The sequence below is a fragment of the Scytonema hofmannii PCC 7110 genome, from assembly GCF_000346485.2.
Lineage (GTDB): Bacteria > Cyanobacteriota > Cyanobacteriia > Cyanobacteriales > Nostocaceae > Scytonema > Scytonema hofmannii.
This window is the reverse complement of the sequence record NZ_KQ976354.1, coordinates 8480810-8493351: the sequence shown is the minus strand read 5'-3', so window position 1 is coordinate 8493351 and position 12542 is coordinate 8480810. Positions and strand designations below refer to the sequence as shown.

Below are 12542 nucleotides of genomic sequence, written 5' to 3'. Positions count from 1 at the left end.
GAAATACTCTTTTCTTTGTTTGTCTTTTGTGCTTAAGCCTGATGGTGAAATGGACACTTAGCAGTTGTAGATTCTGTTTGCCACGGATCGCGTTGATAGAAATAATTGGGTTTTAGGAGACGGTTTTCAAACTCTAGGGTGTATACCGGAGTTGTTGAAGCTGATATGGGTGGAATTAGCCAAATGCGATCGCCATAAACGTGACGACCACACTTTTGTTCATCATCCACAAATTGCATAAAGGAAGCAGTCAATGCATGGTGATCTAATATCCGGACTCCATGTTTTTTGTATGAGTGTAGCACAGCCACATTCAGTTCTACTAATGCTAAATCTTGCCAAAGTGTCATCGTTTCGCTGCAATCTAAGCTCATTTTCTCGGCAATAATCGGTAGCATATTGTAGCGCTCGCGATCGCTGAAGTTTCTTGCCCCAATTTCTGCACCCATATAGAAGCCGTTAAACGGTGTGGGGTATTGAATGCCACCCATATCTAACATCATGTTAGTAACCGCAGGCAAGGCAAACCATTTCAATCCTAATTCCTCAAACCAGTCGTAGCGGGGATGGGAAAGAGGCACTTCCATAATGATTTCTGGCGGAATTTCAAACCATTTTGGCTCTCGTTCTCCAATTTGAATAATTAACGGTAGCGCATCAAAGCAGGTTCGAGATTCTTTAGACCAACCAAGTTTCAGTGCTTGCTCAGTCAATTCCACATTTGCCGGATCGCCTAAAATTGTACCATCTGGTTGCCGATAACCTGCATAGCGCAACATCAAGTTGTTCCATACCCGAATCTTCAAGTAAGGACTGAGAATGCTAATGGTTGATCGCAAGTTGCCATTATTAGTGGCAAACTGAATGTGTTCCACCAGAGTTTGGAAAATCTCTGACTCGGTTTGTAGATGTCGCAGATCGCGCACTTGCAAACTTTGCCAAAAATTTCGTCCCAAGCAACGGTTACTATTGCGCCAAGCTAGCTTTGTTCCATAAGCAAGTTCATCATAGGTATGTTCGTAAGTTCCTGTTTGCTCAATGGCAGCTTTCACGAATTGCCAGCGCGGTATAAATACTTCTGCTAGTCCTTGTTCCAAGTAACATTGTTTAAGAAAGACTTCTGCTTCCTGCATGACCGAAGCGATCGGCTCAACATATATGCTGTATTGCTCAATCGGCGTAATTCCTCCTGCTAGTTGAATGACCTGCCGAACAGGAGCTTTAACGTTACCCTCTTCATCCAACTTCGAGGAAAATAACTCTTGACGAATGGCGGTATCCAGCCAGCCTGCTTGCTGCAAATAGTCGCGCATTGCATCCATGAAAGGTTGAGGACCGCACATGAAGGCAACTGTGTTATTGGCATAAGGATACAGACGTTGGACTGCTTCTGCATTCAGTCTGTCCCCCGATCGCGTTGCTCGTAAGGTGAAGGTCAAATTCGGGTGAGCCGCCGTGAGTTGCTCCAATTCTGATTTAAACACGAAATCTTCCCCATGGGGAGCCGACCAATCGAGGTGAAACGGACGGGAATCGCTACAACAGGCAAGGGTTCGCATCATAGCGATCGCGGGAGTAACGCCAATCCCCCCAGCAAAGAACACGACGGGTTGTTCATCTTCTAAAACAAACTCGCCGCGTGGTTGGGAAATGCGGATCAGGGCTTCGGCATCGGCGCGATCGCACAACCACCGGGAAAATAATCCTAACTCCTCGCGTTTAACTGTGATTTCGTAGTACTCTGTTTGATCGGCAGGTGAACTCAAGGTGTAAGCGCGAGTCACCCAGTTACCATCGACCCGTCCTTGAATCAAAATATGTTGTCCCGGTTTAGAGGCAACGATTTCTTCGTACACTGGACGAAACTGGAAGCACACCATATGTCGTCCTAAGTCATGCTTGGCAATAAGTTCGGCAACTGCCAAATTTGCCGAACCCAGTATTTCTTCAACTAGCGGTTGGCAACTGCCACAGACCATTGTCACTTGGGTTTGTTCAACAATTCCTTCTAGCGTATCCAGACCTGTATCCAGCAATTCTCGCACTTTGCCACAGGTCGTTTTTGTACAGTTGCAAACGATATCACTATCCGAACCCAGCGCGATCGCTTCTTCTATTTGCAGTTCTCCTAGTTCCCGGAATAAAGCAACCTGCCAACGTGGCAAAGGTTCATCTTGAAAGAACAGTTGAATTGCCAACCGTCGCCCCGCCCAACGTCCTTTGACCGACAGGCTCAAGAGCTTGCTGTCTCGCAATTTAAGAACTCGTTCGCCCCCATTTTCTGCTGTATAACGAACCTCCTCTACATTGGCGATCGCCTCATCTGCCCTTCGCCACTCCAAAAGTTCGCCATCAAGAGTGCGCTGACCAATTAGCATCTGGTTATTGGCTTGCAGCAGACGAGTAACGAGTGCAGGTCTTCCTTCTAATAATCCTTCACTGACAGTTAGAATACCTCTTCCCGGCAGAATGTAGACGTTGATCAATTCTAAAATATGTTGGCTAGCCCAATCTGTAAGAGACAGATTGGGCAAATTCAGCCATTGGGTGACAGCTTGTCCTTGTGCTGGTAAGCCATACTGAGTCAATGTTGTGAGCCACTCTAAGCGGGACTGGGCTGCTTTATCATTCATGCCGCCCATCATCCAGTCATGCAATGCAGCAGATGCAGGTACATCGAAGTAACGCACCTCCCTTGGCACGTCTGCCAAGATTTTGTTGAGATGCTCTTCTAAACCGTGGATGAATTCTTCAAAATCGATTGTTCCACTGCCGTCTCTATCTGCTTGTTGCAAAATTATTTGGGCATCGTCATGGCTGTATCGTGATACTCCTACACTCCAGCAAGCTGTGAGTGTAGGCTTCTAGCAGATTTTATCTTTCTAGAACTTCCTTCCCGGTACTCCAACTGTTTCCCGGTACGGCTGTTTAAGGTCAGGTGCGTATCCTGCCCGACCCTTGAATGACAAGCAAACAAGATTACCTACATTCCTTGAAGATTTTACACGCCGAAGGCAGTCGTTAGCATATTTAAAACAACACTTCCCGGCGAAACCCCCTATCTTCAGTTTTCAAGGTGCAGTATGTGGTTAGCAATTTAAGCTTTACCATCACTCTTTTATGTTAGCATGGCGGTAAAGACACTGGCTACCCGTTATGAAAGAATCAAGATTGAATTTAAGAATATCAACAAGGGAGATTAAATAAGCTACGGTTATATGCGGCAAGCAAGGTTGAACGAAGGAAGAAGAAAGAAGAAAGACCGAAGTTGTTTTGTTTTTATATGTGGATTCTGACCCCAACTCAAAACGGGCAACCCTAAGGGGATGGGGTTTTAAACCCCTATAGAAAGAAGTTTGTTCGCGAAGCGTGCCGTCTATGCCGAATACGGCACGCTTCGCGAACGGCATAGAAATTCCAACTTCGGTCCTTCCTTCAAACTTCTTCCTTCGGATAAAACAATCACTTCCATGGTTGAGGACTGGATTGACCGTCTCCCCAACACAGAACTTGGCAATCAGCTTGCTGTCCTCACTCCCGCGTCCATCTACGATGAACATAGGTCGGAGGACGCAAGCTGATTGCCCCAAAATTCATCTCATCACTCGTCCTTGCGGACTGAGTGAGAGGCTTCTTTTGGTTTTAGCTAAATCCAGTAGATAGGGAAACAGTTCTGCTGCATCAATATGTCCGCTTCGATCTAGGTCGATCGCCTGAAATCGCAGTTGAGCAAACTGACGCGGATTCATTGTTTGTGTCAGCACATCTGATAGTCCTCTGGCAATATCTTGTCCGATGAGTTGGGTTGAGCCTGTCAGCAGTTCTGGCGGCTGATTGTTCAGTTCACCCAACACCCACTTATACAGTCCGTTGGCAATTACATCTGGTGCTAACCAAGGTAAACTGCTGTTGCCTAGGGGTAGAGATAGGGTGCGACGGAACTTCAATTCCTTCTTGTGCTCCAGTAAATCGGACAGTAAGGGTGCATGAGTCAGCACTAATGTTTCTAATCCTGAGGAACGCACAAGATTTGCTGCTTCAGTTAGGCGAGATCCTAGTTCTGTTCCCGCACCGCAGGCTGGTGCAACCCAAGCAAAACGGCGCACTCCGGCTTCAGTGGCGATTTCCAAGAGCGATCGCGTCAATTGATTAACATCAGATAAATCCGTGGGCATGATAAATACAAATGCCGTTTCAGCACCACGAAAATATTCTTGAATGACATCTAGAGAAACAGTGTTAATATTCAACCATTCAATGGCTGAATTGGCTGATGCCACAATACCAAAACGTTTTAATGCACGTATTTTTGAAGAAGGAGCATCTGTCAACAAACTCATCAGCTGCATAGCAGGTGCATAGTGAGCATCGGACGCAAAAACGATAAAGGTTGATGCGGATGTAGAAACAAGTGTTTTATCTGCTAGCATAAATTTACATCAAAGTTAGGTTTACTTATTTTTCTAGTTATGTCGTTTCACATTTAGGTGGCTACACATGAGTCGCAAAAAAAATGATTTTTATTCTTAATTTTGAGAATTTTGAACTTTATTTTTATTAGTAAAAATCAATGTCTAGATTCCAGATTATTAAATGTAACAGCATCCGAAAAGTGGGATGTGGTATATTTTTACATAATTAGCATAGCAGCAAATATTTTTTTTGAATAGGTTTTTCAGAGAAAATATAGCTGATAGGGATGGGGAAATTACAGTAAAACAGTATAAACAATTCGCTACCTGTTGGAATTGCAGTGAAAGCGAGGCTGGCGAAACATTTTTAACATATTCGCGGAATTCCCCATGCGGTGGGGTGGTTCATAGCTTGACCTCAATGGGGATGGTTTGCTTACAAAAAAAGAAGTTTTGCAGCATTTCGATGAGTTTTGTTATGGTAACGATCCTGAATCCTTACGTAACTGGTTTTGGAGTCCAATATCATAAGTTGTCACGGATGGATATCGTGTCTTACTTATTTAAAAATAAAAATTTACAAATAAATGACTTATCATACTTATTTTTTTCTTTTACTACTTCATAGCTAGAAAGTAGGTTTAAAAACCTTGATTTTAAGGAGTAAAGTCGGAAAAATTTATCAAAAATTTATAAATAAATGGTTTAAAGCTTAATCTACGTGCCTTATTCTTAATCATGTCTGGTCACTTACTTTTTTACTTAGTTGCAATAAACACTTGCCTAGTCATAGTAAAATCTGTAGTGTTCGGGTTTTGCAAATCGCAAATTCAAAACTCTTTGTAGAGACGTTCGACGTAACATCTTTGCACGCGTTCGCATACAAATGATGGATTCAGCGGTTTGAAAAAACTGAGTTGCTGAATTGGCAAAATAATTGACAAAAGTTTTGGGTTTTTAGGTAAAGCAGAGTTATGAATTATTCAGGCGATCGCATTCTTAAGAGCAGTAAGATTTTGTTATTTTTTGGCTTGTTTCCCGTCTTACTATCGAGCTTATTTTCTAGTCGATCCGTGGCACAGGAGCAACTCACTGGCACTGATATTACCTCTGTTACCGTCAAAACAACAGCTGGTTCTATCAACTCTGTCCCTGATGTGAGAGGTGACAGTGAGTTTGAGGGCAGTACTTACAAGCTGAATTTCCTGGGATTAACTCAATCAATTACAGGTTTCTCCTTTAATGGAGGAAAAGCCACCGTAGATGAAGCCATACCTGCAAATGTATACGTTCGCCGCAAACCGCGTGCAGACGATAGGCAGTTAGCTTGGTATTTTGGTACATTCAACTCTTCTAACAATACTTTTACATTTTTGGCTCCAGGTCCACTTTCACAAGAGCAGCTTTTTTCAGAAAACAACATACTTGCAGGCTTTGATAACGTTTTCACCAATACAGGAGCCAATGTTGGCGGTACACCTTACAATGGAAACGCAAGCATTGAGCGTGTAGACTTTATTTTACATTCTTCCGTAGAAGCCAGTAATGATACTGCTTTTATCGTCCTTGAAAGAGGTGCAGTCGCTGGTCACGATGGTTTCGGAATTGCTGCAATTACGAAAGTGAATTCCTCTGGTAAACCGATAGGCTACGGTTCTGTCTTCATAGTACCAGTAAATACCTGGGGAAAAGTTCCTTTGGTCACACCCATTCCTCAAACCTATTTCCTCAACAATATTGCTAATGGAGGGACAGGAACTGCTCAAAATCCTGCTCTGACAGTCCCTGCGGGACAAACTCTCGGAGGAGTTGTTATCAAAACAAGCCAACTTGTAAGTCCAGGACAGACAATTTACGGTTACTCAATTTTCGGTCCTGATGTGACGTGTTCATCACGAGAGCTAGTTAATGTAAATAATCCCTGTTTTCCATCTGAAACTAAAACTGAAGGTGGGATCGATGTACCTTCAGTTAATCTAGGAGCAGTGAAACTTCAGCAAGGTGAGTAATATCGCGTTCGGATAAACACTTACACTACGTTTGTAGTTGCGATGTATGCGTTCGCCATTAGGCTTGCCGCAGGCTAAACAGCGCAACTACAAACTAATTAGTTTATAAGTCATGAGGCGAACATGATATAAGATGTGACTGAAGTCTGCTTGATTAATTATCGCAAAAATTGCGTCTTTCTTTTCGCCTCAGTGCTTATAGCTCTAATCATAGATGAACTGAGATACGGTCTACTACTCCTTGTGTTGGCAATTACCAAGGTAATGCGGAGTTTTCATACAAGAGTTAAACCTCATTGCGTAAAACCCTAAATGGCTGATTCTTACTTTCCCATGTGCGAATATGTACGTAGAGATGTGTCTTCCAAAAGTACACTTCTTCATAGGCAAGCCGTAAATTACGCTCAAGACTGTTAGGTTCAACATCAGCAACTTTATTAGAGCCAATCGCTTTGCGTAAGCCAAGTGACAGAAGTTGCACTAGATCATGACCACAGCAGATTTGCCAGGGATCGTAACTATTGTTTTTTTGGCTCATTAGCTGTTGTTGCAGATCTTCATCTTTCAAGGAGAAGGCTTGAGATTTATTTTTCACTTCTCGAATCAGTTTAAGCTCATCAATTTGTAGAGTTTGCTCATCAATAAATTTGCTGAATCTAATACCCTCAAAGGTCAGGTTCATCCCATTACGCTGAGAAAGCCAACGCAAATAACCTACTGACATCCCAGTTTCAAGTAATGCTAATCTTACGTCTCGACTAAACTGGGCAATTTTCTCTTCAGATCCAAACTCAGCGACTACTTTGTTGAGTGCTTGTGAGTTGATTAGCATAGTTTCAAGGTCATGAGTGTCGGTGCGAAGCAGATTAGGACTGCTGTATGTCAAAGTTTCAAGGCGTTCAAAGTCTGCATCAATGATAGCTAGAATTCCTTGGAAAGTTGATTTTTCCAAAATTCCTAAAACAGCAATAACACGCAGCTTACTGGAGGGTTTTCCCGAAACGCTGACTAATTGACAAACTACCTTGTCAACAAAGCGCTCGTAGAAAGTTTTGTCGGAACCGCCTCTCCCAATGCTAATCCAAATGTTGCTCGATCGCATCTATCGGGACTCCTCCACCTGCAAGCATCAAATCCGTATTTTTCCCAGCCTTCATCAATTCTTTATAAATATCGAGTAAACTGGGACGAGTCCAACGCGTGAGATGGGGCATATATTGGTAAGTCCAGTTTCCCAGACTCATCAAATCTTTATGTACTTAAAGAGCAGTTTATTTATTACAAGAAGGTTGAGGGGAATACTAGAGTCAATTGGGTTAAGCACGGTGATTATCTATGAATCAAACATCTCCTATCTTTAAGACTTGTCGTTGTCAAAATGTTGCACCCTGCCGGACGAAGGAAGCAGGTAGGCTCTTTCTCTGGTTCCCCATTCCACATACCCTGAAAAAAGTCACCTCATACCTGCAGCAGTTCAAGCTAAAGTATGAACTGATGCAAGAGCGACCGGGTCTGAGTTTGGACTGTAGAGCCGGACAGACCCAAGAAATTGCTCGTAACCTGGCTCAACTCCTTGCACCGAGAGAATTAAGAGAAACACAAGTCCTTTTCATTCGAGGCGCTATCCAACCTCAACTTCAGGACTTTAGTGACATTGCCTCACTGCAACGCTTTATTAAGTTTAGCCAGTCAGACTGGCTGGTTGATATGCTGGCAACAGAGCGATTCACCAGTCACTTCCAACCGATCGTCTTAATTAACGATACATCCCAGATTTATGGATATGAATCTTTGTTGCGGGGACTCGACGAACAAGGCAATTTAGTGCCACCCGGACCAATCCTGGAGTTAGCAACAGAATCCGGTCTTTTGCCGCAACTCGACCGAGTTGCTCGCCTGAGTGCGATCGCACAAGTCCGCCGCCATCAAGTAAGCGGACAAATCTTCATCAATTGTTCGCCAACGGCGCTTTATGACCCCGTTTCTTGCCTACGCACTACGGTAGAAGCAATCGAGCGAGCAGGCATTTCCCCTGAGCGGGTTGTCTTTGAAGTTGTCGAGTCAGACAATACTCAAGATCTAGCCCACCTCAAAGCAGTACTTAGGTACTACCGAGATGCAGGTTTTTTAGTGGCTCTTGATGACCTCGGTTCTGGTTATTCTAGCTTGAATTTGCTCCATCAGTTACGACCAGACTTTATTAAGTTGGACATGGAGTTAATTCGAGACGTGCATCAAGATCTGTACAAAGCTTCAATTACCGAAAAACTTCTAGAGATTACTCAAAAGTTAAATATTCGGACTGTCGCGGAAGGGATTGAGTGCATTGAAGAACTGAACTGGCTGCGAGAACGAGGAGCAACGTTTGCTCAAGGTTATTTGATTGCCAAACCCAGTGAAGTGCCTGTTAGTGCAACCCCTCACTTTGATAAAATCGCTTTAACTGTAGCATCGGAATCTTATAAGCAGGTAGAGGAGCGTGTTCAACACCAAAGTGCGTCTGAGCGAATTGTAGCTGCTGTGACACAGCGCATTCGACAATCATTGGAGTTAGACGATATCCTGCAAACTACGGCTTCGGAAGTACGGCAACTGTTTGAGGTAGACCGAGTGGTGATCTATCAGTTTGAGGCAGACTGGAGTGGGTTGGTTGCTGTAGAATCCCTAGCAGAAAAGTGCATATCTATTCTTGGATTTCACGTCATGGATACGTGCTTTAAATCTACCCATGCGGCTTACTACCAACAAGGTAATACTAGAGCAATTGAAGATATTGAAACTGCGGGACTATCACCTTGCCATGTTGACCTCCTCCGGAGTTTGCACATCCGGGCAAATCTGATCGTACCCATCTTGCAGCAAGAGCGTTTGTGGGGACTATTAATCGCTCATCAATGTAGTAACACCAGACAATGGCAGCAATCGGAAATTAACTTGTTTAACCAACTCGCAGGTCAAGCGGCGATCGCCATTCAGCAATCGGAACTTTACCACCAACTACAGCAAGCAAACCAGGAATTACAGCGCCTTGCTTCTTCAGATGGTCTGACCCAAGTGGCAAATCGACGCTGCTTTGATGACATACTCAACGCAGAGTGGCAAAGGTTGGCACGAGAGCAAGCCTCACTATCTTTGATTTTGTGTGATGTCGATTGCTTTAAGCTTTACAACGATACCTATGGACATCTGGCTGGAGATGATGCACTCAGACACATTGCCAAGGCAATCTTTCAGACAGTTAAACACCCTGCTGATTTAGTTGCTCGGTATGGTGGAGAAGAGTTTGCAGTCATTTTGCCGAATACTGATATTGAAGAGGCCATTGCAGTTGCAAGAAAGATTCAAACCAATGTGAGTGCATTACAACTGTCTTATCCGAATTCCCTGGTCAGTCAATTCATCACGCTCAGTCTTGGCGTCGCAAGTATAATTCCTCGTAGCCAATCATCAAGTGCAGCCTTAATTGCTGCTGCTGATCGGGGACTCTACCAGGCGAAAGCACAAGGGAGAAATTGTGTGGTACAGATGGATTGTAACAATGCTAATGCTAGATCTCTCCTTTAGCACGCAAAAACATCGAAGCCAACACTTGTTTTTTAATTACCAAGTAGCGAAGTTGATGCAGCTATCCGCAGTATTACAGCAGACACAGCTTTGCTTCTATCCCGCTATTTTGGTAACAGCGCTCAGTTCGGTTAAATTTACAAACGCAATATAATTTACATCAAGCTGTTGAGGAAAATACAAGAAACACAGAGTCACATTCTTTTGTGTCCTCTGTGTCTTTGTGGTTTAGATTCCGAGCTATTAGCCTTGTCATGGAAAATTCTATATTCTACTTTAGTGAAACTGAAGCACCAAAACTGTTTGTCCTGGTGCCTCAATTTTAGACTGACTGGCTAGATTTGCGACGGCGAGCAATAACCATTCCGCTTGCTACTAGACCCAAGCCCATCAAGGTAGCAGGTTCGGGAACGGGAGTTACAGGGGGTTGATTTCCACTTCTGTAGTAAACACTGATGTGAGAAACATCTTTAGGATTTTTATTAGTCAGAAATGGGCTGTTCCAGGTGCCAGAGGTGACGCCGTCTTCAAGCATATAACCAGTAAGTGTAGTATTGTTGCCGCTCTTGAAGACGAGCATGACATCATTCCAAGTATTCTGGAACACGCTGGAAATATTCCAATTTCCAGACTGTCCCGTTCCATTACCTGCATAACCCGCATTTACACCAATTTTGCCGCCAAATGCCCAGTCAGTGAGACCAAAGAATTTTTCAGCGTTCACAGTCATTGGATTGGTATTCAGAAAATCTTGAGTAGCAGTGTCGCTGTATTCACAGCCAGTGGTATCTGACACTTTACTAGCAACTGTGGAGGAGCAACTTAAGGTAGCTGCATGAGCAGGTGCGGTAACGAGTGCAGAAACGATTCCAGTCGCTAACAGTGCAGAACCGAATAGTATAGAAATTGTGTTTTTCATATTAGCTGGCTATCCTAGCAATTTGGGTAGTTTTTCAAGATAGTGGGGAAGTGGCAGTTGAACTGTTTTCGACTTCCTTTCTTATGTCACTTATATTACTCTTTCTTGAAAACGAACGTCTCTAAAAATGTATTATTTTTATCAGACTTTTAAAAACCTGACACTTGATTTAAACTTATAGTGAAGTCTGTCTAAAGGTCTTTTTAAAGTTTTTTATTGAAAATTAACCTCAGTATTTTTAAGTATTTTTTTTAAAAAAAAGTAAATCAAATTTGAGTGTTATTACGTAATTTATTTTAAGTAATAAAGCAAAAAATATACTTAAATGAAGAATATGCTGAAGTAGGAGACAAAATTACGTTTTCAAGGGAAAAATAAGCGTCCGATCTGAGCATGATGCTGTTGGCGAAACAAAACACATTGGAAAAAAGCTCTAAATTTAGCGATCACTTCTTCTAAACTAATGACTTTAAGTTGTGGTGGTTGGAACAGCAGCTCCCAATACTGCTCGGTTAAGTTTTGTTAGCACAATTGTCAAAATGTAGAGACGCGCCATGGCGCGTCTTTACAGAGTTTATGACTGAGCAAAATTGTCTTATGCGAGCAGTATTGCAGCAGCTCCCTTCAAAATTAATGAGCAAACCACTAGTACATGAAAGCAGAAGGCGCAAAAGCTTTTTGTCTGTTACTAATGGTTGCCTTATTTACGCCCTGCTGTACTAGTAACGCCAAAGAAGGATGTGCTATTGGCGATCGCGATTAATCCGAAAATTCTACTCATTGAAAAATAAACTAGAATCAACATGTAATAATTTCCCCAACGCTAAAGCCTGTTGTGAACCTATTTCTAAATCCCCATTCATAACTCGATCAACAATATCAGATGAACCAAAAACTTCTACTAAATGGAGAGGGGTTTGGGGTGAGGTTTGTTTTGACTTCGTCAAAGTCTCGTTGTAGTACTAGCCACCCATCTTTAACCATGCAAACACTTGATTGACGGTTAGTGTTAGTTGAATTTCTGGTAACACAGGCAATAAATCATTTCCCATAAGTAGCAAAGGTTGTTGCTCATAGAGAAATACTAAGATACTTAGGTCATCAGGATCAATAAACCATCCGAGGCGACTACCATATTTCAGACAGTGCAGAATGTTACCAATCACTTTGTTGGGTTTTTGTTCTGGTGAGAGAATCTCAATCGTCCAATCTGGCGGGAGTTCAAAGTTATCAGGAACTTCATCCTCGACCAGAAATGGTATGCGTCCCCACAGAAATATAGCCACATCGGGTACAATTGAGCGTTCCCCGAAGCTACACCTTAATTCGGGAAAAGCATAAGCAATTCTTTTGTCTTCTGCGACTTGATTGACGGCTGCACAGAGTTTACCTTGCAAGCGGCTGTGTCTCCCCTTCGGCATTGGCTTGTGAATAATCTCACCGTTGATGTATTCGCTGGCTGGCTTAGATTCTGGGAGCTTCAGAAACTCCTCCAGGGTAGGGCATTGGAGAGTTATAGCGCTCATGGCTCCTAAATCGGTACGAAAATATATTCCTAGTCTAGCAAAACGCAGGCTGGCTATACTAGTCCCTCAGTAGTAAGACGCAATTAGGTAACATGACAAAATTAAAATCCAC

9 protein-coding genes are annotated in these 12542 nt (G+C 43.0%); 2 read left to right on the top strand and 7 right to left on the bottom strand.

The genetic code is table 11. From position 1 onward, the window contains the following. Positions 1-32: 32 nt before the first annotated feature. Entirely contained in the window at positions 33-2795 is a 2763-nt protein-coding gene (locus tag WA1_RS35930; RefSeq protein ID WP_017745790.1) for a nitric oxide synthase oxygenase, read from the bottom strand. Positions 2796-3593: 798 nt separating this feature from the next. Beyond that, the gene (locus WA1_RS35920; protein WP_017745792.1) at positions 3594-4430 is read right to left on the bottom strand and encodes an EF-hand domain-containing protein; all 837 of its coding nucleotides are present in this window, start codon (positions 4428-4430) and stop codon (positions 3594-3596) included. A gap of 956 nt (positions 4431-5386) precedes the next feature. Here WA1_RS35920 and WA1_RS35915 point away from each other — a divergent pair. Next, complete coding sequence (locus WA1_RS35915; RefSeq protein ID WP_017745793.1) at positions 5387-6421, top strand: hypothetical protein; 1035 nt, start codon at positions 5387-5389, stop codon at positions 6419-6421. Between the two features lie 286 nt (positions 6422-6707). On the opposite strand, the gene WA1_RS35910 is transcribed toward WA1_RS35915, so the two are convergent. Both WA1_RS35910 and WA1_RS57505 read right to left on the bottom strand, forming a co-directional pair. Next, entirely contained in the window at positions 6708-7523 is an 816-nt protein-coding gene (locus WA1_RS35910; RefSeq protein WP_017745794.1) for a DUF4435 domain-containing protein, read from the bottom strand. After that, on the bottom strand, positions 7498-7665 hold the full coding sequence (locus WA1_RS57505) for a hypothetical protein (RefSeq protein WP_158516733.1): 168 nt from the start codon (positions 7663-7665) through the stop codon (positions 7498-7500). The genes WA1_RS35910 and WA1_RS57505 overlap by 26 nt, the downstream gene beginning before the upstream one ends. Before the next feature lie 91 nt (positions 7666-7756). Here WA1_RS57505 and WA1_RS35905 point away from each other — a divergent pair, with 91 nt between their 5' ends. Next, the gene (locus tag WA1_RS35905; protein WP_017745795.1) at positions 7757-9985 is read left to right on the top strand and encodes an EAL domain-containing protein; all 2229 of its coding nucleotides are present in this window, start codon (positions 7757-7759) and stop codon (positions 9983-9985) included. A 322-nt stretch (positions 9986-10307) separates the two neighbouring features. Here the strand turns inward: WA1_RS35905 and WA1_RS35900 are convergent, their stop codons facing one another. The 3 genes from WA1_RS35900 to WA1_RS35895 form a co-directional block, all read right to left on the bottom strand. Next, positions 10308-10904, bottom strand: coding sequence for a PEP-CTERM sorting domain-containing protein (locus WA1_RS35900; protein ID WP_017745796.1), 597 nt, complete (start codon positions 10902-10904; stop codon positions 10308-10310). Positions 10905-11677: 773 nt separating this feature from the next. Continuing rightward, entirely contained in the window at positions 11678-11851 is a 174-nt protein-coding gene (locus WA1_RS55870) for a hypothetical protein (RefSeq protein ID WP_017745798.1), read from the bottom strand. A gap of 15 nt (positions 11852-11866) precedes the next feature. Further along, a complete protein-coding gene (locus WA1_RS35895) occupies positions 11867-12430 on the bottom strand; it encodes a Uma2 family endonuclease (RefSeq protein ID WP_017745799.1) in 564 nt (187 codons plus the stop codon). Positions 12431-12542 lie beyond the last annotated feature (112 nt).

Excerpts from the sequence above, each read along its gene's own strand:
- WA1_RS35915 (WP_017745793.1), top strand. The coding sequence starts at position 5,387 with ATGAATTATTCAGGCGATCGCATTCTTAAGAGCAGTAAGATTTTGTTA.
- WA1_RS35895 (WP_017745799.1), bottom strand. The coding sequence starts at position 12,430 with ATGAGCGCTATAACTCTCCAATGCCCTACCCTGGAGGAGTTTCTGAAG.
- WA1_RS35910 (WP_017745794.1), bottom strand. The coding sequence starts at position 7,523 with ATGCGATCGAGCAACATTTGGATTAGCATTGGGAGAGGCGGTTCCGAC.
- WA1_RS35905 (WP_017745795.1), top strand. The coding sequence starts at position 7,757 with ATGAATCAAACATCTCCTATCTTTAAGACTTGTCGTTGTCAAAATGTT.
- WA1_RS57505 (WP_158516733.1), bottom strand. The coding sequence starts at position 7,665 with ATGAGTCTGGGAAACTGGACTTACCAATATATGCCCCATCTCACGCGT.
- WA1_RS35920 (WP_017745792.1), bottom strand. The coding sequence starts at position 4,430 with ATGCTAGCAGATAAAACACTTGTTTCTACATCCGCATCAACCTTTATC.
- WA1_RS35900 (WP_017745796.1), bottom strand. The coding sequence starts at position 10,904 with ATGAAAAACACAATTTCTATACTATTCGGTTCTGCACTGTTAGCGACT.